Origin of the sequence: Paenibacillus sp. D9 (assembly GCF_001188365.1) — a bacterium.
Taxonomy (GTDB): domain Bacteria; phylum Bacillota; class Bacilli; order Paenibacillales; family Paenibacillaceae; genus Paenibacillus_O; species Paenibacillus_O humicus.
Window position 1 is genome coordinate 582254 of record NZ_JZEJ01000001.1, and the last position, 25904, is coordinate 608157.

General features: G+C 58.3%; 29 protein-coding genes. 28 read left to right on the forward strand and 1 reads right to left on the reverse strand.

Features of this window, described 5'->3' with window-relative positions:
* The first annotated feature begins 20 nt into the window (after positions 1-20).
* From VE23_RS02720 to VE23_RS02775, 12 genes are all read left to right on the forward strand, one after another.
* Positions 21-419 carry a DUF1801 domain-containing protein gene (locus tag VE23_RS02720; RefSeq protein WP_049867232.1) on the forward strand — a complete coding sequence of 133 codons (399 nt, stop codon included), beginning with the start codon at positions 21-23 and terminating at the stop codon, positions 417-419.
* Between the two features lie 531 nt (positions 420-950).
* Positions 951-1544 carry an RNA polymerase sigma factor gene (locus tag VE23_RS02725; RefSeq protein WP_048746923.1) on the forward strand — a complete coding sequence of 198 codons (594 nt, stop codon included), beginning with the start codon at positions 951-953 and terminating at the stop codon, positions 1542-1544.
* An 11-nt stretch (positions 1545-1555) separates the two neighbouring features.
* The gene (locus VE23_RS02730; protein WP_127506542.1) at positions 1556-2140 is read left to right on the forward strand and encodes a hypothetical protein; all 585 of its coding nucleotides are present in this window, start codon (positions 1556-1558) and stop codon (positions 2138-2140) included.
* A 70-nt stretch (positions 2141-2210) separates the two neighbouring features.
* A complete protein-coding gene (locus VE23_RS02735) occupies positions 2211-2795 on the forward strand; it encodes a histidine phosphatase family protein (RefSeq protein WP_307721776.1) in 585 nt (194 codons plus the stop codon).
* 126 nt (positions 2796-2921) lie between these two features.
* On the forward strand, positions 2922-4142 hold the full coding sequence (locus VE23_RS02740; RefSeq protein ID WP_049867233.1) for a hypothetical protein: 1221 nt from the start codon (positions 2922-2924) through the stop codon (positions 4140-4142).
* A gap of 215 nt (positions 4143-4357) precedes the next feature.
* Complete coding sequence (locus VE23_RS02745; RefSeq protein WP_021877924.1) at positions 4358-4543, forward strand: IDEAL domain-containing protein; 186 nt, start codon at positions 4358-4360, stop codon at positions 4541-4543.
* Between the two features lie 222 nt (positions 4544-4765).
* Positions 4766-5170, forward strand: coding sequence for a DUF2487 family protein (locus VE23_RS02750; protein WP_048746927.1), 405 nt, complete (start codon positions 4766-4768; stop codon positions 5168-5170).
* 270 nt (positions 5171-5440) lie between these two features.
* Positions 5441-5974: a ubiquinol-cytochrome c reductase iron-sulfur subunit gene (locus VE23_RS02755; RefSeq protein ID WP_021877927.1), complete on the forward strand. Its 534-nt coding sequence runs from the start codon at positions 5441-5443 to the stop codon at positions 5972-5974.
* A gap of 15 nt (positions 5975-5989) precedes the next feature.
* Positions 5990-6661 (forward strand): menaquinol-cytochrome c reductase cytochrome b subunit, encoded by a 672-nt coding sequence (gene qcrB, locus VE23_RS02760; protein ID WP_048746929.1) that lies wholly within the window; start codon positions 5990-5992, stop codon positions 6659-6661.
* Positions 6662-6680: 19 nt separating this feature from the next.
* A complete protein-coding gene (locus VE23_RS02765; protein ID WP_021877929.1) occupies positions 6681-7559 on the forward strand; it encodes a menaquinol-cytochrome c reductase cytochrome b/c subunit in 879 nt (292 codons plus the stop codon).
* Positions 7560-7662: 103 nt separating this feature from the next.
* Positions 7663-8304: a DUF1405 domain-containing protein gene (locus tag VE23_RS02770; protein ID WP_049867234.1), complete on the forward strand. Its 642-nt coding sequence runs from the start codon at positions 7663-7665 to the stop codon at positions 8302-8304.
* A 240-nt stretch (positions 8305-8544) separates the two neighbouring features.
* Positions 8545-9468, forward strand: a complete 924-nt coding sequence (locus VE23_RS02775) for a sporulation protein YpjB (protein ID WP_049867235.1) — start codon at positions 8545-8547, stop codon at positions 9466-9468.
* Between the two features lie 26 nt (positions 9469-9494).
* Here the strand turns inward: VE23_RS02775 and VE23_RS02780 are convergent, their stop codons facing one another.
* Entirely contained in the window at positions 9495-10376 is an 882-nt protein-coding gene (locus VE23_RS02780) for a YitT family protein (protein ID WP_048748996.1), read from the reverse strand.
* A gap of 138 nt (positions 10377-10514) precedes the next feature.
* Between VE23_RS02780 and VE23_RS02785 the strand changes: the two genes are divergently transcribed.
* The 16 genes from VE23_RS02785 (at position 10515) to VE23_RS02860 (ending at position 25819) form a co-directional block, all read left to right on the forward strand.
* Positions 10515-10853 (forward strand): nucleotide pyrophosphohydrolase, encoded by a 339-nt coding sequence (locus VE23_RS02785; protein ID WP_049867236.1) that lies wholly within the window; start codon positions 10515-10517, stop codon positions 10851-10853.
* Between the two features lie 50 nt (positions 10854-10903).
* Positions 10904-11422 carry a tetratricopeptide repeat protein gene (locus VE23_RS02790; RefSeq protein ID WP_021877935.1) on the forward strand — a complete coding sequence of 173 codons (519 nt, stop codon included), beginning with the start codon at positions 10904-10906 and terminating at the stop codon, positions 11420-11422.
* Positions 11423-11467: 45 nt separating this feature from the next.
* The gene (gene dapB, locus VE23_RS02795; RefSeq protein ID WP_048749002.1) at positions 11468-12274 is read left to right on the forward strand and encodes a 4-hydroxy-tetrahydrodipicolinate reductase; all 807 of its coding nucleotides are present in this window, start codon (positions 11468-11470) and stop codon (positions 12272-12274) included.
* A 43-nt stretch (positions 12275-12317) separates the two neighbouring features.
* A complete protein-coding gene (locus VE23_RS02800; RefSeq protein ID WP_048749005.1) occupies positions 12318-12731 on the forward strand; it encodes a methylglyoxal synthase in 414 nt (137 codons plus the stop codon).
* Between the two features lie 4 nt (positions 12732-12735).
* Positions 12736-13446, forward strand: a complete 711-nt coding sequence (gene bshB1 / locus VE23_RS02805) for a bacillithiol biosynthesis deacetylase BshB1 (protein WP_049867237.1) — start codon at positions 12736-12738, stop codon at positions 13444-13446.
* Between the two features lie 64 nt (positions 13447-13510).
* On the forward strand, positions 13511-14674 hold the full coding sequence (gene bshA / locus VE23_RS02810; protein WP_048749009.1) for an N-acetyl-alpha-D-glucosaminyl L-malate synthase BshA: 1164 nt from the start codon (positions 13511-13513) through the stop codon (positions 14672-14674).
* Positions 14671-16038 carry a CCA tRNA nucleotidyltransferase gene (locus tag VE23_RS02815; protein WP_049867238.1) on the forward strand — a complete coding sequence of 456 codons (1368 nt, stop codon included), beginning with the start codon at positions 14671-14673 and terminating at the stop codon, positions 16036-16038. The genes bshA and VE23_RS02815 overlap by 4 nt, the downstream gene beginning before the upstream one ends.
* Positions 16035-17015, forward strand: a complete 981-nt coding sequence (locus tag VE23_RS02820; protein ID WP_021877941.1) for a biotin--[acetyl-CoA-carboxylase] ligase — start codon at positions 16035-16037, stop codon at positions 17013-17015. The genes VE23_RS02815 and VE23_RS02820 overlap by 4 nt, the downstream gene beginning before the upstream one ends.
* Before the next feature lie 336 nt (positions 17016-17351).
* Positions 17352-18206: a 3-methyl-2-oxobutanoate hydroxymethyltransferase gene (panB, locus tag VE23_RS02825; RefSeq protein ID WP_048749013.1), complete on the forward strand. Its 855-nt coding sequence runs from the start codon at positions 17352-17354 to the stop codon at positions 18204-18206.
* Positions 18203-19096: a pantoate--beta-alanine ligase gene (gene panC / locus VE23_RS02830; RefSeq protein WP_049867239.1), complete on the forward strand. Its 894-nt coding sequence runs from the start codon at positions 18203-18205 to the stop codon at positions 19094-19096. The genes panB and panC overlap by 4 nt, the downstream gene beginning before the upstream one ends.
* Positions 19097-19112: 16 nt before the next feature.
* Positions 19113-19496 carry an aspartate 1-decarboxylase gene (panD, locus tag VE23_RS02835; protein ID WP_021877944.1) on the forward strand — a complete coding sequence of 128 codons (384 nt, stop codon included), beginning with the start codon at positions 19113-19115 and terminating at the stop codon, positions 19494-19496.
* 144 nt (positions 19497-19640) lie between these two features.
* Positions 19641-20480 (forward strand): hypothetical protein, encoded by an 840-nt coding sequence (locus VE23_RS02840; RefSeq protein ID WP_049867240.1) that lies wholly within the window; start codon positions 19641-19643, stop codon positions 20478-20480.
* Positions 20481-20498: 18 nt separating this feature from the next.
* Complete coding sequence (dinG, locus tag VE23_RS02845; protein ID WP_049867241.1) at positions 20499-23363, forward strand: ATP-dependent DNA helicase DinG; 2865 nt, start codon at positions 20499-20501, stop codon at positions 23361-23363.
* Positions 23360-24019, forward strand: coding sequence for a redox-sensing transcriptional repressor Rex (locus tag VE23_RS02850; RefSeq protein ID WP_048749019.1), 660 nt, complete (start codon positions 23360-23362; stop codon positions 24017-24019). The genes dinG and VE23_RS02850 overlap by 4 nt, the downstream gene beginning before the upstream one ends.
* Entirely contained in the window at positions 24000-25298 is a 1299-nt protein-coding gene (locus VE23_RS02855; protein WP_049867242.1) for an amidohydrolase, read from the forward strand. Before VE23_RS02850 ends, VE23_RS02855 begins: the two co-directional genes overlap by 20 nt.
* 23 nt (positions 25299-25321) lie before the next feature.
* Positions 25322-25819 (forward strand): cell wall elongation regulator TseB-like domain-containing protein, encoded by a 498-nt coding sequence (locus tag VE23_RS02860; protein ID WP_127506526.1) that lies wholly within the window; start codon positions 25322-25324, stop codon positions 25817-25819.
* Positions 25820-25904: the final 85 nt, after the last annotated feature.

The following is a 25904-nucleotide window of genomic DNA, read 5'->3' on the forward strand; positions in this document are numbered from 1 at the left end:
TGTGCATAGGAGTGATCAAAATGGCGAACCTTCCAGGCGAACGACAAGTCGAAGAATATTTACAGAATCTTGTACATCCATTGAAAAGGGAAATTGAAGAGGTCCGTAGGATCGTCTTAGGTACGGATAGGGAGCTTTCCGAACATGTGAAATGGAATGCACCGAGTTTCTGTTTTCATGATGATGATAGAATAACCTTCAACCTTCATGGAAATGGCTTTTTTAGACTTGTGCTTCACCGAGGAGCCAAAGCAAAAGAAAGCATAAACGTGAAGCGTTACTTCGAAGATGTGCAAGGACTAATGGAATGGGTAACAAATGACAGAGCCACAATAAAGTTTACCAATATAAAAGATGTCGAAGTTAAAAGAGAGCTCCTAAAAGAAGTGGTCAGAAGGTGGGTAGACGTAACGTTATAACAAGCATGGACGGCGCTGAACTATTGGTGCGATAGACCCTGTAAAGGGCGGTTTATTAAGGCAATATTTTGGCTGAAAATCAACTATGATAATGAACATAGCCTCCATAATAAAAAAATGAAAACGCTTATTGACAAATTGAAAACGGATACATTATACTAGCACTACAGTATGGTTTCTCTCCACTCCTATCCAACTCCATCGCACGTCTTGTGCGGGCCGCCTTTTATAAGGCGGCTTTTTGTTTTTCTTAAACTTTCCTCATTTTCCGATATTACCTCCGAGCCCATGCTACAATACAGTGAGTTTTGGGCCATCCAATTATTGGGTAATGATTCTTGTCGAAGGCGGCAGGATTATGAAATTCCTTATCGAATTGGAATCTATACAGAATGAGATCCGCCGTTCCGAAATACTCATAAGAGGCTTCGAACTTTTTTTCTTCAGACAGCGCAACTTTCTGCAGCCGCTCCGGTACAATTGTTTAACCGGAACGGAATATTTGCAGGTGAGGAGGTACTACCGCCTGTCATGCTTGATTCCGAACTTATCCGGCAAATCAAAGACGGAAATATTGAGCTCTACTCCGAATTAATGAGGCGTTACCAGCGCAAGATCATGTCTTTCATCCTTCATATGCTGCGGAGCTCCAAGATGGAGCTTGCCGCGGAGGACCTGTGCTCCGAAACCTTCTACAAGGCCTATCGAAGCCTGAGCTCCTTCCGTGAGGTGGATGCCCAATTTTCCACCTGGCTGTACACCATCGCGCGCAATACGGTGCTCAGCGAGCTGCGCAAGCAGCGCAGCATACATATCCCTCTCGAAGAGAGCGGGCTGATGCCGGCAGCGCCGGAGGAAGCCGCTCCAGAGCAGCAGATCCTTCAGGGGGAGCGCATGTCGCTCGTGAGAGATGCGATCCGCACCTTGCCCGAGAAGCAGCGTTCCGCGCTTGTGCTGAGAGAATATGATGGATTGGATTATCAGGAAATCGCTGATATTCTTGGAGGCACGGTCAGCTCGGTCAAATCCTTGCTCTTCCGCGCCAGAAGCAGCGTGAAGATGCAGCTGGAGCCTTACTTCGAAGAGGTTGCGAGCGAAGATTTCGAAGGGATGAAGCTGCGATGAAATGCGATGAAGTGCAGGAGGCGCTCGGCCTTTACTGGGATCTCCCCGAAGGCGACCCTTTAAAGCTGTCCGTCGACCTGCATTTGAAGCATTGCATAGCTTGCAAGGAAGATTTCCGCTTGTGGGAGGAAAGCGAGCTGCTGATCAGGCAGCTCGCGGAGGAAGACGAAGCTGCTTCCTGGGAATCCGCTGAGTCAGTCAACCGACAGGTTATGGATCGAATTTATGCGGAAGACGGGTACAATCCCAAGCCGCGACTGTTTCATCCGCTGGGCAGGCATTTGAACAACCGGGTTTCGGCTGCTGTGGCAGCTTGCCTGGCGATGTTTACGACCAGCTTGTTATACGTGCTGTTAAGCCGCGGCGACGCGGATTCGGAAACGGCTACCCAGACCGGATTGATGGAGACCGCAAGCGCCTCATCGGGCACGATGTTCAAGGCGAGCTTTTCTGCCGACACTCCCGTAGCCCAGGTCAGCGATCCGTTCATACTCAATATCGTGCCGACAACGCCGCAATATTGGATCATCTTGTCCATGCTGGGGCTGGTACTGATTTTGTTCATGCTGAATTGGCTTTCGCGAATTCGCAAATAAGGGTAAGACCGTTTCCGGCTGCATTTGCGGCCGGATTTTTAGGTTCAGAACGAAGGAGAGAATGGACAAGATGATGAAGCTGGGGCTGATCCGTCATGGGAAGACGGATTGGAATGCAGAGGGACGAATTCAAGGCATTACGGACATACCGCTGAACGGGGAAGGGCGGGATCAGGCCGGAAGGCTTGCGGACAGGCTGCTCAGGGACGGCGACATATGGGATGGAGTCGTGACCAGTCCTTTGGTCCGTGCGCGGGAAACCGGGGTAGTCATCGCCGAGAAGCTGGACATTCCGCTGCTCGAGCCGGAACCGCTTCTGACGGAGCGCAGCTTCGGTCTTGTAGAGGGGACAAAGGAAGCGGAAAGAATCGAGCGTTGGGGAGCGATGTGGCGGACCCATCCAGATGCGGGCATCGAGTCGGATGAACGCGTGCAGGAGCGTGGCCAAGCCTTCGTCGCCCGCATGGAGGAGCAGTACCCTGATTCCAGGCTGCTCGTCGTTACGCACGGAAGCTACCTGGCCCAACTGCTGGAAGTTCTCTGCGACGGACTCAGCCAAACCTATCTCAACAACATGTCCTATTCCATTCTTGAGTTCGACGGCAGCAAGTGGACGCCGCTGCTTCATAATTGCACCCTCCACCTCGAGAGCTGAGCCGAGTCGAGTCCGGTTATACGTCACCTTCGCCTTTCGGCGAAGGTTTTTTTTCGTTCCCGCCATGTCTTAAACGTCGAGGATCTTCCCATAATGGTACTAGCAAATGGCAGGAGGGAAGAGAGAATGAACTTCGCGGATATGCTGGGTTACGCCGATATCGCCCAGCTCAGCCGGATAGCGGACGTATACCAATGCGAGTGCAACGGACATTCCAAAAACGAGCTGATTCAGTCGATCCTTTCCAAGGTGGGATCAAGGGAAGTTTTCGAGGCTCAGGTGGGCAGCATGCGTTTGGAAGATTTGCGCTTCATCAACTCTCTGCTATTCGACAAAAGGGAATTGTTCAGCCTGGAAGAGTTGATCGCGCGGGTGCAATCGAGCAAGCTTCAAGACGATGAGGCGGCTGCCGTGTCGCGGATAGCGGAAACGAAGCGTCCGCATGCGGACAGCGTCCCGAAAAACCGCCGAAAGGGCAAGGCTCAGCCCGTGCCTGAATCGGGTCCAAGGGAAATCATCTCCCGCTTCAAGCAGCAAGGCTGGCTGTTCAACGGAATCAGCGGCCCGGAGCGTTATCTGTTTCAAATTCCGAAAGATCTGAAGGTGAAGTTCCGCGATACGCTGAGACGCCGCTTCCGCGAGAGCCTCGTCTATGCGGGCGAGCCTTCCGTGTACCGGGATGAACAAGAGCTGCTCGGCGAGGATGTGCATGCCTTGCTCTCTTATGTCCGCCATCACGAAGTGCCGCTGACGAGAGACGGATATATGCACAGGCGCACAGTCATGCAGATCATGGAGAGCTTCGGCGTGCAGGAGGAGCCCCCGGCCAAAGCGGCTTTCCGCTTCGGATACGGGCGCCGGTTCCGGGAATATCCCGAACGATTCTCGCTGGTCTATGACTATTGCTTCTATAATAAGTGGCTCGTGGAAGATGAGGATGTGCTCGTCTTGTCGGAGAGGGGAACCGAGGCGCTGCTGGACAGGCGCGCGGCGACTGCCGAACAGCTCTATCGCTTCTGGCTCCGGCTGTATAAGGGCGCAGTCCCGAATCTTCTGTCCCTCGCCCATTGGATCGACGATTTGGCGGACCGCTGGGTGACGGCGGATTCGCTCCGCGCCGTCCTGCTTCCCTTCATCAAGCCTTATTACTACGATACGGCCGATTCCGTGATGGACAAGCGGATTCTCATGATGCTTCTGCATCTGGGCATGCTGCGGATCGGGGAGGACGAGAAGCTGGGCACCGTCGTGAGGATGACCAAGCTGGGAAGCGCGGTCGTGGCCGGCGTCCATGTGGAGCATCAGGACGTGCTGCATGTCGAAGCGGGCGGCGGCACCATACTCTAGCAAGTCGCACTCGGGCTGCCGCACATTTGATTGGGGCCGGGCTTCTGTAATCTTCCTGCCGAAGTAAGGCGGAATAGAATGATAGCAGAAGAATGGCTGCGGGCAGTCTCTACATCTGTACGCTCTACCTGAAAGGAAACTAGCAGCGGGCATCATGAAGATCTGGGAGAGAGCTTGTATAGGTGCACGGATGATTCGATACGGAGGTGTATCCTATGATGGACAAATTGAAAGCGAACTATGAAGTCATGCTGGGTCTGACAGCTGAAATGATCCTGGATGAAGCCTTGCTTAAATTTCGCAGAGCCAAAATCTATGCAGCCATAAACGATGCGCTCGAAACCGGAGACAGGGATCGCTTCCAGAAGCTGTCCGAAGAGTGGAACGCTCTCCGCCGCTGAGTTGTCCCGCTTCATGTCGGCCTTCGGTCCGGCCGCTTCCGCGGCTGGCCGGAGGCTGTCTTTTTTTGCCGCGACGGACGGGCCTCGACCCGCATGCCGGCTGCTGCCGGGGAATGGAACCATGAAGCGCAGCGTAAGAATCCGGCAGGCTGAGGATGTTGGCAAAAGAGTCCCTTCAAGGTAACATAAGGAAGGCGAAAATAACAAAGGAAGTGGAACAGCATGAAATTCAGCGAAATTGAACGTCAGCGCTGGCCCGAGCTGCAGCCGTACATGGATACTTGCCTGCTTCCGGTAACCGGCCTATCCGGCACGGAATCTCCTTGGCAGGCGGCCGAGGCGCTCGAGAAGCTGCGCGATCTGCTTGACGCGGCGGAAATTCCGTTCAAGGGCAGAATCATTTCTTATCCGGCGGTGCAGTACCGCTTCGGCCATGAATTGTCCGAATTGGACGAGCTGATCAGGAAAGTCAAAAGCGGAGGCTTCCGCTATGTCATCGCCGCATCGGCCGCGGTCGACCTGTCGGGGTTGGAGGAGGCGGATCTGGCGCTTGGACCGGACGACAGCGGAGCGCTGCCGGGGCCTTCCGACATCTCCTTGCGGATCCGGGAATTATGGAAAGCCTGAGGATGCGGAATGAAGCTTCCGCGACGAATGGGATGCATAATTTCTTTCCGCGAAGGGGAAACCATTTGTCAGGGAATGATTGTAAACTCGCCCCGTGCGATCGCCCTCAAATGTGACAAATTAGCAACAAAGATGGGAGCGATTTTTGAACAATGAACTTCCAAATTCTTGACGCTCCCAAACGTCTAAAGTATGATAGGAATTGCTTGGTTCGACACGGAATGTCTGGCGGACAAGGCATCCGATATGGTTGCAAAGGGGGTTGAACAGATGAGTACTCACGAAAATCAAGAATCCGCACACGCTCCCGTGAAGCGCAAGGAAATGTCGAGAAGGCAGTTTTTGGCTTACACCCTCGGAGGAGCCAGCGCATTCATGGCCGGCGGAGCCGTCCTGCCCATGATCCGGTTCGCCGTTGATCCGCTGCTGGAGAAACGCTCCGCAGGCAGCTTCGTCAAGGTTGTGGAAGAGAGCAAAGTGAAGGTCGGCGAGCCGACGGAGTTCAAGTTCAAAATCCATCAAGTCGACGGGTGGTATGTAAGCGATCCCGAGCAGGCCGCATGGATTATGAAGGACGACAACGGCAAGATTTTCGCGCTTTCTCCGATCTGCAAGCACTTGGGCTGCACGATCGGCTGGAACACCGAGAAAAACAACGAATATGTGTGCCCTTGCCACGGCGCCCACTACACCGTAGACGGCAAAAACCTGTCTGTAGCGCCGGCTCCTCTTGACGAGTATCAGATCAAGATCGAGAACGGCTTTGTTTACCTGGGCGATATCGTTCCGAACACAAGGGTTTAGGAGGCGTTAATTCAGATGTTTAAAAGCGTATACAACTGGATCGACGAACGTCTTGACGTGACGCCCCTGTGGAGGGATGTTGCGGACCATGAGGTGCCGGAGCATGTCAATCCCGCGCATCACTTTTCAGCCTTCGTTTATTGTTTCGGAGGATTGACGTTCTTCATTACCGTTATCCAGATACTGTCCGGCATGTTCCTCACCATGTACTACGTACCGGATATTATCAACGCTTACGCGAGCGTGGACTATCTTCAGCACAAGGTGCCGTTCGGCTCGATCGTGCGCGGCATGCACCACTGGGGAGCCAGTCTCGTTATTGTCATGATGTTCCTACATACGCTTCGCGTCTTCTTCACCGGATCCTACAAGGCTCCGCGCGAGATGAACTGGGTTGTCGGCATGCTGATCTTCTTCATCATGCTTGGACTCGGCTTCACCGGTTACCTGCTTCCTTGGGATAACAAAGCGTACTTCGCAACCAAGGTCGGCATTCAGATCGCCGATTCGGTGCCTTATATCGGGGAGTACATCAAAGTCTTCCTGCAGGGAGGAGACATCGTCGGAGCGACTACGCTGACCAGGTTCTTCGCGATTCACGTGTTCTTCCTTCCAGGCGCCCTGCTGGCTCTGCTGGCTGCGCACTTCTTGATGATCCGCAAGCAAGGCATCGCGGGTCCTCTATAACGGTAGAGGAGGGACTCACATGGCGCACGGCAACAATTCAAACGAAAAAGTCGTTTATGTCGGCGACTCCCGTGTTCGCAAGCGCGAAACCGTCAACAGCATCCCGCCGGACTACACTTCCTTCCCGGGACGTTCGGAAGCCTTTATACCGAACTTCCTGCTGAAGGAATGGATGGTCGGCTGCGTCGTGCTCGTCGGATTCCTCGTGCTTACGATCGCAGAGCCGCCACCGCTCGGTTATCCGGCGGACCCGACCAACTCGGCGTTCATTCCGATGCCGGACTGGTACTTCCTGTTCCTGTACCAGCTGCTCAAGTATCCTTGGGTATCGGGATCGTACGTACCGCTAGGCGTTATGGGCGTACCGGGCGTCGCTTTCGGCTCGCTGCTGCTCGCCCCGTTCCTGGATACGGGCAAGGAGCGCCGCTTCTACCGCCGTCCGATCGCAACGACTCTCATGCTCTTGTCGCTGGTGTCGTGCTACTATCTGACCAAGGTCAGCTGGGATCACTACCAGCATGAGCTCGAGATCACCAATACGGTGCCGGAGCATATCGAGCGCGAGGAAAAAGCCCGCGAAGCGGCCGCTTCCGGCGAAGAACCGCCTTCGGCAACGAAGCCGAAGGAGGACGTCGCTCTCGTCGATGCCGACAACGCCGGCGTGAAGACGATCATGGAAAAGGCCAAATGCATGACTTGCCACGGCACGGACCTCAAGGGCCAAGCCGGAGCGAAGATTCCATCCCTGCACGGCGTCGGCGATCTGCTGGACAAAGCGCAGCTGACGGAAATCGTCACCAACGGCAAGGGCGGCATGCCGGCCTTCAAGGACACTCTTTCCGCGGAAGAGATCGATACGCTCACCACTTGGCTCGCCAAGCAAAAAGCGGCTCAATAAGACAACCAGCCTGATCGTTCCCGGACGATCAGGCTTTTTCGTCAACCGACGCTTATTATTATTTAAAGGGCGACACGCACGCTAACCAAGGAGGCTCATCGTCTTGTTTTCGAATTTGTTCAGCCGCTACGCTTTGTTGAATCGCCGATTCCTGTGGCTGCTGCTCGTCGTCAACGCGCTCGGCACCGTGTACGGATACTATTGGTACAAAGGACAGCTGGAAGCGACCGTCGACGCCGGCAATCCGCTCTGGCAGCTTGTTTTTGTTCCGGACAGCCCGACAGCCAGCCTTTTCTTCACCTTGAGCCTGCTTTATCTGCTCTTTCCGCCTGGAAATCAGGGACGGCTCGGCAGGACGGTCCGTGTCGCCATTGAAGGGCTGGGGACCGTTACGTCCGTGAAATACGGCATCTGGGCAACGACGATCATCCTCGCCGGCGCAGCCCGCGGCGAGATGCTGGAGCCCGCCCATTTCATGCTGATGGCTTCTCATCTGGGCATGGCGCTGGAAGCTCTGCTCTATGTCCGATTCATGGCCTTCGGCAAGCTCGCCGCGCTCGCCGCGTTCGGCTGGCTGCTGCTCAACGATTATTGCGATTACCACTACGGCATTTACCCTTATCTTCCCAACGCGCTGGAGAACGATGTGCCCGCCGTGCGTACTTTCACGATCGGCTTGTCGATATTCAGCCTGCTGGCCGTCTGGCTGGCGCAGACGCTTGGACGCAGAAGGCAGCAGCGCTGACTGCTTGCCACAACGAATCCGAGCCCTGAATGAGCCCGATGTCTCCATGCATGCGCTGTGAACGCCGGCTAACCGCTTGCCTGAAACGGGATTGCGAGTTGACCGCTTGCAGCAATGCCGAGGGCCGTGCATGCCCGCTCCCATGTCAAGCTTCTATCGCAAGCTTCTATCCCAAGCGTACAAGCCGTACATATCTCCCTATCCGCAAGCATAGTAGTAGGATAGACAGGAGGGATAGGCATGTCCGGCAAATGGACTGGAGTGTGGATCGGCTTATTGGCAGGGGCGGCTGCCCTGCTGCTGCTGCATGGAGCGGTGTTCGCATCGGGCGGCGCATACATCGGCAATTCGGAGACCGGCTCGGCTGCCGAGCCCGCGCAAAGATTCCGGAGCACCGCGAACAACCTGTATTCGGCCGTCGTGAACGGGGACCGCAGCGGCTCCTATTACGAGCTTGTCAAGCTTGCGAAGCTGGCCGGAGACCGCGGCCTGCGCTCTCATGGATATAGTGCCGGCTGGGCGGCGGTTGACAAGAGCCTGTCCGATGCCAAGGCAGCGCTGTCCGCAGGGACAGAAGCGGACAAGCTTCTGGAGGCTGCGTCGAGGCTGAGGCTGGCAGCGGACAGCCTGGCGGGAGGCGGAGAGGCGTTATGGCTGCAGTACGAGCCTCTGCTCAAGGAGGATGCCCGGCAGGTCGCGATCGCCTGGACGACCAGCGGCAGCTTGGCCAAGTCTGCGGCTGCGGCGAGGCTTGCCACCCTCGAGCGGCACTGGGAGGTCATCGAGCCGGCCGTGCTGCTGAGCCGCGATCCGCTCCAGGCCGAGGCGATGAGGGAGGCTGTGGCCTACAGCGGAAAGCTGCTGAAGGCGAGCGGCGACCCTCAATCGGCTTGGATCATTCAATCGTTCCGTTCCGTTTCGGAGACGGCGGACACGCTTTTCCGCGCCGCAGGGTCCGAAGGCAACGATGCGACGGAGCCTGCCGTCGCGCCGCCGGCGAGCCCGAACATGCCGGGAGGCTGGATGCTTTATGCGCTCGTGCCGCTCATTGCCGCTGTGCTGGGCTATGCCGGCTGGAGCAATTACCGAGGCGGCCAGCACGGCGTCCGGGTGCATCCGGCCAAAGGCGAGCCGCCAAGCCATAACGGAGTCGCCCGCAAATAAAAAGAAGAAGCCTGGCCGGCAACCGGTCAGGCTTCTTCTTTGAATCCTTCTCCAAGCACGTCATGGACGTCGTTGATCACGATGAATGCGCGGGGGTCGATGCTGCGGACGATCATGCGAAGAGTGCGGATTTCCTGACGCGACACGACGCAGTAAACGACTTGCTTGTCCGTTTTGGAGTAGGCTCCGACGGCGGGAATAAGCGTGACGCCTCGCTCCATTTCCACGGTGATCTTGTCGGCGATGGCCTCGCCGTGCTCGCTGATGATGGAGAACGCCTTGGCCGCATACGCGCCTTCCTGAATGAAGTCGATCAGCTTGGAGGCGATGAACACGGCGACGAGCGTGTAGAGCACCTTCTCCTTCGGAATGTAGATGAGCGACAGGCCGATGATGATGGCATCCGACGCCAGAATGATCTGGCCCATGCTCCATCCTTTGGAGCGGGTGAGGATGCGCGCGGCGATATCGACGCCGCCTGTCGTGCCGCCGAAGCGGAAGACGATGCCGAGGCCCATGCCGAGCGTAACGCCGGCGTAAAGGGCGGCCAGAATGAAATCATGCTCGGCGTAGAAAGGCACCAACCATCCGGCCGAAATCGCCTTTTCAAAGATAGCCAGAAATACGGACAGGCTGACGGTCCCGATGATCGTCATGACCATGGACAGCTTGCCGAGAATGCGGAGGCCGACCAGGAACAACGGAATGTTCAGGACAAGCGTCGTGATGGACAGCTTCCATCCGAGCGCATAGTTGAGGAGGATGCCGATGCCGGTGACGCCGCCTTCCATGAGCTGGTTCGGGAGGACGAAGTATTGCAGGCCGAAGGCGTAAATGGCAGTTCCCAGCATGATCGGGAAGATCGTGCGATAAATGTAGTTCCATTGAATCTTGGACAATTTGGACATAGACGGTTTCTCCTTGAAAATCGCTTGGCATGCCTGCCATGGGCGCGAGCCGTTAATGGGCAGGGGCTTAAATATTGTGTTCAAAACTGCTTTAGGATAACATAGGTAAAGATACCTTGCAAAGAAGGGAACTTGTCCATGAGCGAAAAATCTCTTGCCGCCATCCAGCGGGAAGTCGACGATTACATAAGCCAGTTCAAGGAAGGCTACTTCAGCCCCTTGTCCCTCATGGCCAGACTCACGGAAGAATGCGGCGAGCTGGCGAGAGAAATCAACCATACGTACGGAGAGAAGCCCAAGAAGCCGGACGAGGCGGACAATTCCGTCGAGATGGAGCTGGGGGACATCCTTTTCATCCTCAATTGCTTCGCCAATTCGCTGAACATCGATCTGACGAAGGCGCATGATGCCGTCATGCACAAGTTCAATACGAGGGACGCGGACCGCTGGACCCGCAAAAACGGCGAACCGCAATAAAGCTCCGGGCATATGCTGTACCATCATCCTCTGAGAAGGAAGGTGGGCGGATGGACGGGGAAAGCTGCATCAAGAAAGCATACGAATCCATACTCGGCGGCGACTTCGACGGCGCGATCGGATGGTTCCGGCAAGCTATCGACCTGGAGCCTGACAATGCGTCTTTTCATTATAAATGCTCCGTCTCCTGCACGCGCAGCGGCAGATGGGAGCTCGCCCTTCATCATGCCAAGCTTGCCAGCGAGCTGGATCCGGGCCATGCGGAGTACCGATTCCATCTGGATGTCGTGGACTCCCGCAGGCTCGTCTCGGATGCCAAGCTGCTGCTGGCGGCCGGCCCTGCCAATGCCTCCGAGGCTCTTCTATTCGCCCAGGAGGCCCGGCTGCTGGATCCGCTCAACGCCGAGGCCAGCCTCGCGGCGGGACAATGCTATTACGTGCTCAATCGGCTCCAGGATGCAAAAGATTGCGTAATGGAAGCATGCAGGCTGGATCCTTCCTCTGAGGAAGCCCGCATTCTTCTGCGCAAGCTGAACCGGGCGATCAAGCCGACGAACAAGCCGCGCTGAACGGTATGGAGCAATCCGACTATTTAACTCGAGGGGATCGATATCATGAATACTCCTATCAAAGTCGCGGTAGCCGGCGCTTCCGGAAGAATGGGCAGAGAGGTCGTCAAGCTGGCGCTGCAGGATGAAAGCTTCCGGCTGACAGGCGCCATGTCCCCGTCGGCCGGGGCTGTCGACGCGGGCCGCCTTGTCGGTCTCGAGCCATGCGGCGTGACGGTGTCTCCATCGCTGGAGGCGATGCTGGACAGCGGTGAAATCGACGTTCTCGTCGATTTCACCGTGCCGCAGTCCGCTTACTCCAACACTCTGGAAGCCGTAACGCGCGGAATCCGGCCCGTCGCCGGCGTGACAGGCTTTACCCCGCAGCAGATCGCCGAGCTGGACGAGCTGTGCAAGCAGCAGGGAATCGGCGGGCTGATCGCGCCGAATTTCTCCATCGGGGCGATTCTGATGATGAAATTCGCCGCGGAAGCTTCCAAACATTTTCCCCATCTTGAAATCATCGAATACCATGGGGACCAGAAGCTGGACGCCCCCTCCGGCACTTCCATCAAGACGGCCGAGCTTATCTCCGAGGCGCGGCGCGAGCTGAAGCAAGGCAATCCTCGCGAGGAAGAGACGATCGAGGGCGCCCGCGGCGGCTACTACGACGGCTTCAGAATCCACAGCGTGAGGCTGCCCGGCGTGTTCGCCCAGCAGGAGGTCGTCTTCGGAGCGTTCGGACAGACGCTCAAGATCCGCCATGATTCCTATGACAGAGCCGGCTATATGCCTGGCGTCGCCCATGCGATCAAGAAAGTGATGACATATGAAGGTCTCATCTATGGTTTCGAACATATCATGGAGCCTTGACAGCCGCACAACAAACGCATCGATACATGAAGGAGTGAGAGCGATGCTTAGCATTGCATTTATCGCGCATGACCGCAAAAAAGACGAGATGGTCAACTTCGTCACCGCTTACGAGGAAGCTTTCGCCGGCAGCAAGCTGTATTCGACCGGCACGACAGGCTCGCGCATTATGGAGAAGACATCCCTCAACATCCACCGCTATATGTCCGGTCCGCTCGGCGGCGACCAGCAGATCGGAGCGCTCGTCGCCCAGGACGAGCTCGATCTCATCATTTTCCTGCGGGATCCGCTCATGGCCCAGCCGCATGAACCGGATATCATCGCCCTGCTGCGCCTCTGCGATGTCCAGGGCATACCGGTAGCGACCAATATCGCGACCGCGGAGCTGCTCGTCAAGGCGATGCAGCGGGGGGACTTCGCTTGGCGCGAGCTGGTCCACAAATACAAGCCGGAGTAAGAGGATGAGACAGCAGACAGACATCCTCGTCTTCGGCGCCCATGCGGACGATGCGGAGATCGGCATGGGCGGCACGATCCTGAAGCATACCGATGCCGGAATGACGGTCGGAATCTGCGATTTGACGGAATCGGAGATGAGCTCCAACGGAAACGTCGAGCTGCGCAAGCAGGAAGCCGAGACTGCCGCCGGAATACTCGGCCTGACCGTCCGCAGCTGCCTGGGCCTTCCCGACCGCGGCCTGACGGGGGATGCATCCCAGCTGGCTGCCATCACCAAGGAAATCAGGCTGCGCAAGCCCAGAATCGTGTTCGCTCCCTATTGGCAGGACCGCCATCCGGATCACAACGCGGCCAGCGCCATGGTCGAAGAAGCGGTATTCAACGCCAAGCTGAGACGTTATTTGCCGGATTCGGACCTGGAGCCGGTCAACGTGGAGCAGCTTGTTTTTTATTACATCAACGACCAGCGCGACATCGCCTTGACCGTGGACATCAGCAGCTTCATCGGCCGCAAGCTCGAAGCGCTGTCGGCGTACGAATCGCAGTTCGCCCCGGCAGCAGCAGGCGACGGCAGGGTGGACACGCCATTGACTCAAGGCTATGTCAAGCGGGTCGAATATCGCGACTACTTGACCGGACAAGCTGCGGGCTTTTCCCATGCGGAAGGCTTTGCGCTCAAGAAGCCTCATCCGGTGTCGTATTTTATCGGCTGATGCCTAAAGCCCCGTCAAGGGGAATACATATGGAAGCAGAGCGCCACGAGCGGGAGGAACCCACATGACCAGAAAACTGAAAATCGGGATTACCTGCTACCCGACCCTAGGCGGATCGGGCGTAGTCGCGACCGAGCTCGGCAAGCTGCTGGCCGAGAACGGACATGAAATCCATTTCATCACGCACAGCATTCCTTTCCGGCTGGGCCAATTCCACAAAAATATTTTCTTTCACGAGGTCGAGGTCAACAACTATTACGTCTTCCGCTATCCTCCCTACGATCTCAGCCTCGCCAGCAAGATGGCTCAGGTCGCAGAGATGCAGAAGCTCGACATCCTGCATGTCCACTATGCGATTCCACATGCCGTATGCGCGTTTCTGGCCAAGCAGATTCACGGCAAAGGCCTGAAAACGGTGACGACGCTCCATGGCACCGACATTACAGTGCTGGCGCAGGACGAGTCGCTGAAGGACCTGATCCGTCTCGCCATTCACGAGAGCGACGCGGTGACGGCCGTCTCCCAGGATCTGATCCGCGAGACGAGGGAGCTTCTGGACATTACGACTCCGATCGACTTGACCTACAATTTCGTGGACAAAAGAGTCTATTATCCTCGGGATACATCCAGCCGGAGAGGGGATTACGCCGCGCCGGACGAGAAAATCCTGATGCATATTTCCAACTTCCGTCCGGTCAAGCGGGTCGGCGATGTCATCGACATCTTCCGCCGGGTATCGGAGCATGTCCCTTCCAAGCTGCTGCTCGTTGGAGAAGGACCCGAGCTGTCGCGCATCCAGTGCCAAATCCGCGAAATGGGCTTGGAAAACCGGGTGCATTTCCTCGGCAAGCAGGAGGACGTGGCCGAAGTCATTTCCCTGGCGGACCTCATGCTGCTTCCATCCGAGAAGGAAAGCTTCGGGCTAGTCGCGCTTGAAGCGATGGGCTGCGGAGTTCCGACGATCGGGTCCACGGCAGGCGGCATTCCCGAGCTCGTCTCGCATGGAGAGACCGGCTTCCTGTCGCCGATCGGCGACACGGCCGATATGGCGCGCAATGCGGCGAGGCTGCTGACGAATCCGTCCATGTACGATCAGTTCCGCAGCGCGTGCATCAAGCGCGCTTACGGAGAATTCTGCAATGAACGGATCACGCGCGAATACGAGAAGATCTATTACCGGGTGCTCGGCATGGAGGCGGAGCTGCCCGTGCCGGCTTGCGAGGGATGAACGGGGAGCCCATCAAGCCGCTTCCTCAAGAGATGCGGGATGCGGCTCCTGTGCTGACGAGGCTGCGGGAGGCGGGCCATACCGCCGTATTCGTAGGCGGCTGCGTTCGCGACATGCTGCTTGGGCTGCCGCTCAAGGATGTCGACATCGCGAGCTCCGCTTCTCCGGAAGAAGTGATGGAGCTGTACCCGAACAGCATTCCGACCGGCCTTCAGCACGGAACCGTAACCGTACGGCATGGGGGAGAGCTGTACGAGGTGACGACCTTCCGCACGGAAGGGGAGTACGCCGATCACCGGCGTCCGTCCGAGGTCTCGTTCATCCGGGAGCTTGCAGGCGACCTGCAGAGGCGCGACTTCACGATCAATGCGATGGCTCTGCATCCGGACGGAGCTCTGGTGGATCCGTTCGGCGGCATGTCGGACCTGCGGCGCGGGCTTATCCGCGCCGTAGGGAATCCCGAAGCCCGCTTCGGCGAGGACGCGCTGCGGATGCTGCGGGCCGTTCGGTTCGCGTCTGTCTACGGCTTCCGGCTGTCCCATTCGACCTGGCGGGCATTGCTCGGCCATCGCGGCAGCCTGAAGCATGTCGCAATGGAAAGAATAGGCTTGGAGCTTGACCGCATCGCTGCAAAAGGGAGCATCTCATCCGGTGTTTCCTGGCTGTATGCAAGCGGGCTTGCGGAATGCTTCAAGGAGCCTCTGCTGCTGCCGGGCGGGCTGCTGCCGCACCCCGGTCCCGCCCATAAGCATAAGATGCTGCACAGAAAAAATGAGGAAGCCGACAGCCTGTCCGGCAGGCTCGCCGCCCTGGACAAGCTCGCCGATGGGGAGCAGCGCTGGCAAGGGCTGTTCATCGTGCTCGGGATGGACAAGGACATGGCCGGGGAATGGTTCCGGCGGCTGCGGTATTCGCGGGCCCGCAAGGAGAAGCTGGAATCCGTGCTCTCGATCCATCGCCGGATGACCGGCTGTGGTGACAAGCCCGTCTCTTCGGAATGGCATGCCGCTGTGCTCGGCATCGGGGCGGAGGCCGCCAAGAGCTGGCTGCGCTTGATGGAGGAGGCGGCTTCGGCGGGACTTGGACTAGACTTCGAAGCGCTGCCTCCCGGCTGCGAATCTTCCGCCGCGGAGATCCGGACCTGGATGGAGCGGATGCCGGTACGCGGCATCGGCGGCCTGGCGGTGGACGGCAAGGATATCCAGCAGCGAATCGGTGCCCGGCCGGGACCTTGGATGGGGAGGCTGCTGGAACGGCTGGCCCTGGAGGCTGCCGGACAATCGATACCCAATGAACGCCAGCCTCTGCTGGAACGAGCGGCAGAGCTGTATGATCAGGAGCAAGGAGGCATGGCGCCGTCATGAATACGGAAGAATTGCTTCGACTTTTCGAAGAAAGCGGCGACGAATTCCTCTCGGGGGAAGCGGTCAGCAGGGAGCTTGAAGTGAGCCGGACGGCAGTCTGGAAGCAGATCCGCAAGCTGGAGGAGGCGGGATTCGTCTTCGAGGCCTCCCGCAAGCGGGGATACAGGCTGATATCCAAGCCGGACCTGTTGACGGAGGAGTCGATAGCGGCCCATCTGCAGACCCGGGAATTCGGCCGCAGGCTGCTGCTGATGGACAAGGTGGATTCAACCCAGAACATTGCAGCCCAGCTCGCCGAACAAGGAACAGAGGAAGGGACGCTCGTGCTGGCGGAGCAGCAGCTGAGCGGCCGCGGCCGGATGGGCCGCGGCTGGGTGTCGCCGTACGGCAAGGGGCTCTGGATGAGCCTGGTGCTCCGTCCGCCGCTGCCGGTCAGCAGCGCACCGCAGCTGACCCTGCTTACGGCGGTCGCCCTATGCCGGGCGCTGAGGCTGCAGACCGGGCTGGATATCGGTATCAAATGGCCCAACGATCTGCTTCATGAAGGCAAGAAGCTGAGCGGCATCCTGCTGGAATCGGCAGCCGAAGACGAGCGGATCCGCCATATCGTGGCCGGCGTCGGCATCAGTGTAAATCTGGCTGAGGGCGACTATCCGGATGAGCTGCTGGAGCGTGCGGCATCGCTGCGCATCGCGGCAGGCCGCACCTTCGACCGGGCGCTAATCGCGGCCGCCTTCCTGAACGAATGGGAGTCGCTGTACAAGGTTTATCTGGCGGAAGGATTCGCTCCGGTCAAGCTTCTGTGGGAAGCCTTGTCGGTGTCTCTGCACCGCAAGATCGCCATCTCGACTCCTCAGGGAGTTATCCAGGGAACGCCTATCGGGCTTCATGAGAGCGGAGCGCTTCAGGTCGAGCTCGAGGACGGCACGATCACGGCGTTGTTCTCGGCCGAAATGGGCGAGCCCGTCCGATCCTGATTTTTCAAGCCGGTCCTGTAAAAGGGCCGGCTTTTGGCTTCGTTTACGGAGATGAATGGATCTGTTATACTGGAGGTGACCGGGCGGTATCGACAAAATCCGAACCGCACTGGCACAGCCGGGCAGAAGCTCAGTTCATCTGCCGTTTCACAGAAGGAATGTTGCATGACCAGCAGTGCGTTGACTTTTGCTCTGAGCCGCTTCAGGACCGAGACAAGAGGAAAGCCCGCAGGCGTTTTTGACATCCTTTTTCGGGCTGGATCTTTTAGCGGCGGCTAAAAGGTTTTTTTGTGTTCAAACTAACCTGGATGGGTACCGAAAGGGGAACAACGCGAAATGAAACAAGCGCTCACGATTACGAAACTGCAAAAAATGAAGGCAGAGGGAGAGCCGATCACGATGGTGACGGCATACGATTACCCGTCGGCCAGACTGGCAGAAGAAGCGGGAATCGACACTATTCTCGTCGGCGATTCGCTCGGAAATGTCGTGCTCGGGTATGACACGACCGTACCGGTAACGCTGGACGATATGATATATCACGCGCGGTCGGTCGCGCGCGGAGCACAGAACACGTTCCGCATCGTCGACATGCCGTTCATGACGGCGCGCATCAGCCGGGAGGAGACTCTTCGGGGGGCGGGACGCCTCATGCAGGAAGGCCACGCCCATTCCGTCAAGATCGAGGGCGGCGAGGAGATCGCGGAGCATGTCGCCGCTTGCGTGCAGGCCGGCATTCCCGTCATCGGCCATATCGGCCTGACGCCTCAGTCCGTACACCAGCTGGGCGGATACAAGATCCAAGGCAAGCTGGAAGCAGAGGCGGCTCGCCTCGAAGCCGACGCGCTCGCCCTGCAGCAGGCAGGCGCTTACGCGGTCGTCCTTGAGCTTGTCACGGAACCGATTGCGACGGCCATCTCCGGCAAGCTCACGATTCCGACGATCGGCATCGGAGCCGGTCCCGGCTGCGACGGGCAAGTGCTCGTCTACCACGATCTGATCCAGTACGCATCTCCATACCGCGCGAAGAAATTCGTGAAAACCTACGCCGATGTCGGATCGACGATCCGCGAGGCGCTCGGCCAGTATGTCAGCGAAGTCAAGGGCCGCAGCTTCCCGGCGGCCGAGCACACTTTCGGAGCTGCCGCTGCCGCGCCGGTCGGCGCTCTGTACGGAGGCGAACGGAAATGAACGCAGCAGCTGTGAAAACGGAACCGCTCGTGCTGAGGACCCTATCCTCCCTTCGGGAGGAGCTGTCCGCTCGGCGGGCGGCCATGCCGCAGCTCCAGATCGGCCTCGTGCCGACGATGGGCTATCTCCATGACGGGCACGGCAGCCTGATCCGCCGTTCCGCGGCGGAAAACGGCTTGACCGTTCTGAGCATCTTCGTCAATCCGCTGCAGTTCGGGCCGAACGAGGATCTCGACCGCTATCCGCGCGACGAGGAACGAGACCTGCGCCTCGCGCGCCAGCAAGGCGCCGATATCGTCTTCACGCCGAGCGTCGAGGAGATGTATCCGCGCAAGCCGCTGACGAGAGTGCTGGTCTCCGAAGTGACCGAAGCTCTTTGCGGCGCTTCCCGCCCCGGCCATTTCGACGGAGTCGGCACGGTCGTAAGCAAGCTGCTCAATCTGGTGAAGCCTCAGAAAGCTTACTTCGGGTTGAAGGACGCCCAGCAGGTGGCGGTCGTGCAGCAAATGGTCGACGATCTCAATTTCGACGTCGAGATCGTTCCCTGCCCGACGGTGAGGGAACAGGATGGATTGGCGCTGAGCTCGCGCAATGTCTACCTGACGCCGGAGCAGCGGCAGCAGGCGCTCGTCCTTTCCCGGACGCTGCGGACCGCTGCGGACTGGGCCAAGGAGCCCGGCATGACAGCGGGCGCTCTGGAAGCCCGGGTGAGGTCGGCCATAACCGAAGCGCCGCTTGCCGCCATTGACTATGCGGAGCTGAGAAGCTATCCTTCATTGGAGGCCTTGCTTCCCGGCGTCAAGCTGAGCGGCTTCGGACAACCGATGCTGCTCGCCCTTGCGGTGAAGTTCGGCTCGACGAGACTGATCGACAACGCGATACTCCACTGACAGGAGGTCAGGACTAATGTTCCGTACCATGATGAAATCCAAGCTGCACCGCGCGACGGTGACGGAAGCGAACCTGAACTATGTAGGAAGCATTACTATAGATGAAGCTCTGATGGAAAAGGCGGATCTCTGGGCGAACGAGAAAGTCCAGATCGTCAACAACAACAACGGGGCCCGGCTGGAGACGTATATCATTCCAGGTCCGCGGCATTCGGGCGTCATCTGTCTCAACGGAGCGGCAGCCCGTCTCGTGCAGCCGGGCGACAAGGTCATCATTATTTCCTATGCGGCCATGTCCGAAGAGGAAGCCCGCGCCTACAAGCCGAAGGTTGTCATTCTGGACGACGGCAACCAGCCGGTCCAGGTTATGGATGAAGAAGTTCATGCCGTCATCCTTTAATCCTTATCCTTACGTCTGAGGGAACTGCTCCGCAGGGTATACAAAAGGGCGCCAAAACACAGAATGAGGGTACCGGAGAGAGCTTGACCGGTCATTGCTGTCATTTGCATAGCCTTTATTCCCTGTGGAAGGCGGGTGTCCGGGATGTTTCAACAGCTGTTTGCCGTTATGAACGATCTGCTGGACGACATCATGCTGCGTTACCCGCATTGCAGCTCCGAAGAACGCAAAGAGATGCTGGAGCAGCTCGCCCAGCTGCGAGGAATCAGCGACCAGTTCATTGAGGAATGGCTTCGCCTGGAAGAGAAAATGGCGGATTTCCGCGAGGAATTCCCGGCAGCGGCGGCATCCGCAGGCATCACGGCCGGCACATCCTTCCCCTTGCCTGAAATCGCGGGAGCTGGAGGTGCGCAGTCCGCTGCCGCTGCCGCCACAGGAGCTTCCGACAGCCGGATCGCAGGCACCGGCATAGTCACCGCGGCTATGAAGGAAGCACTCTGCGGTCCGGCGATCGCCAATGGGATGGACATGGTTTCCAAGCCCCAGCAGGGATCGTTCGCCATGGATGTGTCGGGCGACAATGTGGAGAGGATTGCCAAGGGCCAAGGATATTTCAAGCTTTTCATGTTTCCGCAGGCTGCCCGGCATTTCCAGGAAGCGGTGGAATGCTCGCCGGAATGCGATCTGGCCCGCATGTATTTGGCCATGACGCTGATGCATCTGCAGCAATGGAGCGATGCCGAGCTTCATTTCAAGCTGCTCGTCAGCCTCACGGACCACCCCCGCTGGCAGGCGATCGGCTTCAATGCGCTCGGCTGCATACAGGCGGTGCGCCTCAACATGGACCATGCGGAGAGGCTGTTCCGGCAGGCGCACAAAATCGATCCGGCTTTTGAGGATCCAATAACCAATCTCAAGTCATGCCGGCAGACTCCCGGGCCCTTATCCCTTTATTTCGGGAGTGCGGAGCTGACTTGCCTGTGAGAGGAAGTTTTGCTTCGAATGATCTATGCCGTACTGGATTTAGAAACGACCGGAACAAGCAGCGAGGATGAAATCATACAAGTCGGCCTTGTGCTGATGGACGAGGAGTTCAATGTCTTCCAGACACTGAACTCCTTTGTGCGCCCTAGCGGACCGATCCCAGCCTTCATCACCCAGCTTACCGGCATTGACGACGCCATGGTGGCGGATGCGCCCGAGCCCGACGATTTCCTGCTGGAAATGATTCCGCTGCTGCAGGATGCCGTGCTGATCGGCCATAATGTATCCTTCGATGCCGGTTTCCTTAATATGGCTCTCGACAGGGCAGGCTATTCGCCGTTCGACGGCAGAAAGCTCGATACGGTCGAGCTGCTCCGCATGCTTTATCCTTCCCTGAGCTCCTATCAGCTCGGGGCTGTGTCCGAGCAGTTCGGCATCCGCCACGATCAGCATCATCGCGCGGACAGCGACGCGATGGCGACGGCGATCCTGTTCGCCGAATGCGTGAAGAAGCTGCGCAGCCTGCCGCTGCTGACGCTGCAGCGGTTCGTCATGCTGAGCGCCGACAACGATCTCGGATGGATGCTGCGCGAGGAGCTGGCGCTCCGGGAAGCGTCCACCGCTCTGGATACGGACAGCCACCGCTATTTCCGCCAGTTCGCCATGAAAGCCGGAGAGTGGACGGAAGAGGAGCCTCCCCGCGACGAAGGAAACGACAACCCGCTCGAAGGCGTCAGCTTCGAGGACTATCTGGAGCAGGTGCGGGAAGGCTTTACCGCCTTGTTCCCGGACTATGAGGAGCGCGAAGCCCAGCAGACGATGTTCCGCGAGGTGAACGACGCCTTCGAGAACAACCGGCATCTGCTGATCGAAGCCGGGACCGGCACGGGGAAATCGCTCGGCTACCTTATTCCTTCCCTGTATTTCGGCGTCAAGAACGAACGGAAGATTGTCGTCAGCACTCATACGATCAATTTGCAGGAGCAGCTCAGGCAGAGGGATTTGCCGCTGCTCAAGCAGGTGCTTCCTTTCGACTTCCGCGCCAGCGTGTTCAAGGGAAGAGGCAACTATATCTGCCTTCGCAAATTCGAAACGAAGATTCAGTCGCTGGACTTCGCCGCAACGGCCGAAGAGCGGCAGACGGCGTCCCAGATGGTCGTCTGGCTGGGCGAGACGGAGACCGGAGACCAGGAAGAGATCAACTTCGGCAATCGCGGAGGGGAATTCTGGAATACCGTATCGAGCGACGCCGATTCCTGCTTGAACCGGGCCTGTCCGTGGTTCAAGCGCTGCTTCTATCACCGGGCCAAGCAGGAGGCGAATCTCGCCGACGTCGTCATTACCAACCATTCGCTTTTATTTACCGATATTAGAGCCGATCACCGCCTTCTTCCGTCTTATGAGTATCTCGTCATCGACGAGGGGCATCAGGTGGAGGAAGTGGCGGGCAAGCATCTTGGACAGCAGCTCAGCTTCTACTCGTTCCTGAACCTGGCGAACCGGCTCGCCAAGGATTCGCGCAGCGGCCTGCTGCCGCAGCTCCGCTCCCACATCCAGGGAGAGAGCGAGGACGAAGTGCCCAAGTGGACGGAGCAGCTGGACGAGATCATTCCGCGCTTCGGCTCTCTCAAGGACAGCTGGGAGACGGTATTCGAGCAGCTCCAGTCGCTGGCGGCCGCCTCTTCCGGAGGAGGCCAGACCGAGACGGGGCAGAGCGTCCTGCGCCTCAAGCCGGGCAGCCTGCCGAGCCAATGGGAGCCGATCCAGAACGAGGAAGGCATCTATTTCAAGGAAATGAACCGGACGATCAAGGTGCTCGACAAGATGCTCTCGGACATGAAGGACAAGCTGGACGATACGGTGCTTCAAGGCATGCTGACGGATCTGGCCGGCGCGGTGAAGGATGCCGGACGCATCCGGGACGAGCTGCGCGTGTTCGTGCGGGCGGACAAGCCGGAGATGGTGTACTGGATCGAGTCCAATCCTTCCGCGCGGACGAAGAGCATCCAGCTCAATACGGTTCCGGCGGATGTCAGCGGGCAGATCCGGGAATATTTCTTCGACAGCAAGAAGAGCGTCGTCATTACTTCCGCTACGCTGAGCGTGCAAAAGTCGTTCCAATACGCCGCCGAACAGCTGGGACTGAACATGGCGGACGAGCGCCGCTCGCGCACCGTGCTTCTGCCTTCGCCATTCCATTACCGCTCTCAGGCGCTTGTCATGATTCCGCGTAACTTCCCGGCGGTCAAGGGAGCCGCGGCCGATCCGGCCTATCTAAGCGCGCTGGTCGCCTCCTTGTCGGAAGCGGCCCGTGAGACCGGAGGGCGGATGCTCGTCCTTTTCACCAGCTACCGGATGCTGAAGCAGGTATACGATCCGCTGAAGGAAGCCCTTCAGGGCTCCGGCATTCAAGTGCTGGGGCAAGGGCTCGACAGCAGCAACCGCAGCAAGCTTACCCGCCGCTTCCGGCAGCAGCCCGAATCCGTGCTGCTCGGGACGAGCAGCTTCTGGGAAGGGGTCGACATTCCCGGCGATGCGCTCATCTGCCTGGCGATCGTCCGCCTGCCGTTCCAGCCGCCGAACCATCCGCTTCAGGAAGCGAAGGCGGAGATGCTTCAGGAATCCGGGCAAAATCCGTTCATGAAGCTGTCTGTGCCGCAGGCGGTCATCCGCTTCAAGCAAGGGTTCGGACGGCTGATCCGAACTTCCCGGGACAAGGGAATCGTCCTCATTTACGATACGAGAGTGATCGAGACGTTTTATGGGAAACACTTCCTTTATTCGCTGCCTGGACCTAAAATTGAACATATGCATGCGGATCAGTTCGTTCCGAGAATGAGGGAATGGCTGTCCGAAGACTCCAAGGAGGCGGTCCGGCAATGAGCAAGCAGGGAAAAGCGATATCGGAGGCGGTCGTCCGCCGGCTGCCCGTTTATTTGCAAGTGCTGGGCGAGCTTCATGTGCGCGATGTGCAGACCGTCAGCTCGCAGGAGCTTGGCCTCAAGCTCGAGCTCAATCCGGCTCAGATCCGCAAGGACCTGGCCTATTTCGGGGAATTCGGGCGCAAGGGCGTCGGGTATGACGTCAACTACCTGATCGAGAAGATCAGAGGCATCCTCAAGCTGGACCAGGTGATGCTCGTTGCGCTCGTAGGGGCCGGCAATCTGGGGCATGCCTTATGCAACTACAGCACTTATTTGAAGGACAATATGAAAATCACTGCGGTGTTCGACGCCAATCCGGCCAAGATCGGCACCCGAATCAACTCGCTCGAGGTGCAGCCGATCGATCGGCTGCAGCAGGCCGTGCAGGAGCAGGACATTCAGATCGGCATTATTACGGTGCCGGCCGCGGAGGCTCAGAACGTCGCGGACCGGTTCATCGCGGCCGGCGTCAAAGGGATTCTCAATTTTGCCCCGGTCGTGCTGAAGGCTCCGGAGAAGGTTAGAATTCATTATGCCGATTTTACGACCCAGCTGCTGAGCCTCGCCTATTACATGGATAAGGAAGGAACCGAACATGAGCAAATGGTGGATTGAAAACGGAACCTTCGTCACGATGGACGAAAGGCGTCCCGTACTAAAGGGGCATATGGTAATCGAGGACGGCCTGATCGCCTACATAGGGGAAGAGCGCCCGGCCGATGCCGACGCAATGCCAGTCAGGATCGACGGCAGCCGCCTCGCGTTCATGCCGGGGCTGATCAATACGCACGGCCATGCGGCGATGTCGCTGCTTCGCGGTTATTCCGACGACGAGGTGCTGCAGACCTGGCTGCAGGATTATATGTGGCCGATGGAAGCGAAGTTCCGGGATGAGGACGTCCGGTGGGGATCTTCGCTGGCCGTGCTCGAAATGCTCAAGTCGGGAACGACGACGTTCGTCGATATGTACGACCGGATGGATGAGGTCGCCAAAGTCGTCGACCAGTCTGGGATGAGAGGCGTTCTAATGCGCGGAGCCATCGGGCTGTGCCCGGAAGACGTGCAGCTCCAGAAGCTGGATGAAGCGGTCCGGTTCGCCAAGGACTGGAACGGCCAAGCGAACGGCCGCATCATGACGATGATGAGCCCGCATGCTCCGTACACTTGTCCCCCGGCATTCATCGAGAAGTTCGTTCAGGCCGCCCATGATCTCGACCTGCCGATGCACACGCATATGTCGGAGACCGCAGCCGAGGTGGAGCAGAACGTCCGCGAGTACGGCCTGCGGCCGGTCGAGCATCTGGACAAGCTCGGCTTCTTCTCGCGTCCCGCCTTTGTCGCCCATGCCGTCCATCTCACCGATGCGGAGATCGAGCTGCTTGCCGCCAGAGGCGCGGCCGTGTCGCACAACCCCGCCAGCAATCTCAAGCTTGCCAGCGGCGTCGCGCGCGTGCCGGATCTGCTCCGGGCCGGCGTCACCGTCTCGCTCGGCACCGACAGCGCCGCCAGCAACAACAACCTCGACCTGTTCGACGAGATCCGGCTTGCGGCTCTGATCCACAAGGGAGTATCCGGCGATCCCACTGTCGTGCCGGCGGCCGAAGCGCTGAAGCTGGCTACCCTCGGCGGAGCGGCTACGATCCGCCAGCCGCTGCTCGGCTCGCTGCAAGCAGGGATGAAAGCCGATTTCATCGCGATCGATACGGATCAGCCGCATTTCTATCCTCAGTCCGATCTGGTCTCCCATCTGGCTTACAGCGGCTCCGGCCGCGATGTCGTCCACGTATGGGTGGACGGCATCCAGGTCGTCAAGGACGGCGCCAGCACGCTGCTGGACGAAGAGCGGATCAAGCATGAAGCCCAAGCCTGCTACGGCAGGCTGACGGGGAACTGATGGCGCGCCGGCGGCGCGGCCTCATGAGCAGGCGCGGCTGGACGCTGTGGATCTCCGCGCTCGTTGTGCTGCTGCTCGTGTATGTGCATGCCGAGTACCGGAGCTTCCAGCGCCCGATATGGGCTGCCGAGCTTCAGGCCGAGAAGCTCGCCCAGCAGAAGGCGGGCCTCAAGGAAACCTCCTCGGCAGAAAAATATGTATGGGATGCGCCGGTATGGGTCGTCCGCGGCAAAAATGCCGAAGGACAGGAAGTGATTGCCTGGCTTCCCGAAAAGGGGGAGCCGCTGCTGCTGGATATGGCGTCAAGCCGCAAGGAAGGCGATATCCGCAGCATTTTCAAGCAGCGAGTTCCCGACGCCGGCATTCGTCATGTCCGGGCAGGCATGATTGGCGGACAGCCGGTTTGGGAAGTGTTCTACACCCGCAAGCAGGGGCAGACCCGCTATTACTATGACTTTTATCAGTATCAGAGCGGCGAGTATATCACCACATATTCGCTGACGACTAAAAAAGCTTCCTAAAGTTGTAACGATTGCCGCCTCCTCTATGAATATCGTTGTGATATACTCTTCGTATAGCAAATGTGATATACTAATCCGTATACGC

Coding starts and splice junctions, on each gene's coding strand:
- VE23_RS02725 (WP_048746923.1), top strand. CDS start 951: ATGCTTGATTCCGAACTTATCCGGCAAATCAAAGACGGAAATATTGAG.
- VE23_RS02860 (WP_127506526.1), top strand. CDS start 25,322: ATGAGCAGGCGCGGCTGGACGCTGTGGATCTCCGCGCTCGTTGTGCTG.
- panB (WP_048749013.1), top strand. CDS start 17,352: ATGAAACAAGCGCTCACGATTACGAAACTGCAAAAAATGAAGGCAGAG.
- VE23_RS02815 (WP_049867238.1), top strand. CDS start 14,671: ATGAACGGGGAGCCCATCAAGCCGCTTCCTCAAGAGATGCGGGATGCG.
- VE23_RS02790 (WP_021877935.1), top strand. CDS start 10,904: ATGGACGGGGAAAGCTGCATCAAGAAAGCATACGAATCCATACTCGGC.
- VE23_RS02750 (WP_048746927.1), top strand. CDS start 4,766: ATGAAATTCAGCGAAATTGAACGTCAGCGCTGGCCCGAGCTGCAGCCG.
- VE23_RS02800 (WP_048749005.1), top strand. CDS start 12,318: ATGCTTAGCATTGCATTTATCGCGCATGACCGCAAAAAAGACGAGATG.
- dapB (WP_048749002.1), top strand. CDS start 11,468: ATGAATACTCCTATCAAAGTCGCGGTAGCCGGCGCTTCCGGAAGAATG.
- VE23_RS02765 (WP_021877929.1), top strand. CDS start 6,681: ATGGCGCACGGCAACAATTCAAACGAAAAAGTCGTTTATGTCGGCGAC.
- VE23_RS02840 (WP_049867240.1), top strand. CDS start 19,641: ATGTTTCAACAGCTGTTTGCCGTTATGAACGATCTGCTGGACGACATC.
- bshA (WP_048749009.1), top strand. CDS start 13,511: ATGACCAGAAAACTGAAAATCGGGATTACCTGCTACCCGACCCTAGGC.
- VE23_RS02855 (WP_049867242.1), top strand. CDS start 24,000: ATGAGCAAATGGTGGATTGAAAACGGAACCTTCGTCACGATGGACGAA.
- dinG (WP_049867241.1), top strand. CDS start 20,499: ATGATCTATGCCGTACTGGATTTAGAAACGACCGGAACAAGCAGCGAG.
- VE23_RS02735 (WP_307721776.1), top strand. CDS start 2,211: ATGATGAAGCTGGGGCTGATCCGTCATGGGAAGACGGATTGGAATGCA.
- VE23_RS02745 (WP_021877924.1), top strand. CDS start 4,358: ATGATGGACAAATTGAAAGCGAACTATGAAGTCATGCTGGGTCTGACA.
- panC (WP_049867239.1), top strand. CDS start 18,203: ATGAACGCAGCAGCTGTGAAAACGGAACCGCTCGTGCTGAGGACCCTA.
- VE23_RS02775 (WP_049867235.1), top strand. CDS start 8,545: ATGTCCGGCAAATGGACTGGAGTGTGGATCGGCTTATTGGCAGGGGCG.
- VE23_RS02720 (WP_049867232.1), top strand. CDS start 21: ATGGCGAACCTTCCAGGCGAACGACAAGTCGAAGAATATTTACAGAAT.
- VE23_RS02820 (WP_021877941.1), top strand. CDS start 16,035: ATGAATACGGAAGAATTGCTTCGACTTTTCGAAGAAAGCGGCGACGAA.
- panD (WP_021877944.1), top strand. CDS start 19,113: ATGTTCCGTACCATGATGAAATCCAAGCTGCACCGCGCGACGGTGACG.
- qcrB (WP_048746929.1), top strand. CDS start 5,990: ATGTTTAAAAGCGTATACAACTGGATCGACGAACGTCTTGACGTGACG.
- VE23_RS02785 (WP_049867236.1), top strand. CDS start 10,515: ATGAGCGAAAAATCTCTTGCCGCCATCCAGCGGGAAGTCGACGATTAC.
- bshB1 (WP_049867237.1), top strand. CDS start 12,736: ATGAGACAGCAGACAGACATCCTCGTCTTCGGCGCCCATGCGGACGAT.
- VE23_RS02850 (WP_048749019.1), top strand. CDS start 23,360: ATGAGCAAGCAGGGAAAAGCGATATCGGAGGCGGTCGTCCGCCGGCTG.
- VE23_RS02780 (WP_048748996.1), bottom strand. CDS start 10,376: ATGTCCAAATTGTCCAAGATTCAATGGAACTACATTTATCGCACGATC.
- VE23_RS02740 (WP_049867233.1), top strand. CDS start 2,922: ATGAACTTCGCGGATATGCTGGGTTACGCCGATATCGCCCAGCTCAGC.
- VE23_RS02755 (WP_021877927.1), top strand. CDS start 5,441: ATGAGTACTCACGAAAATCAAGAATCCGCACACGCTCCCGTGAAGCGC.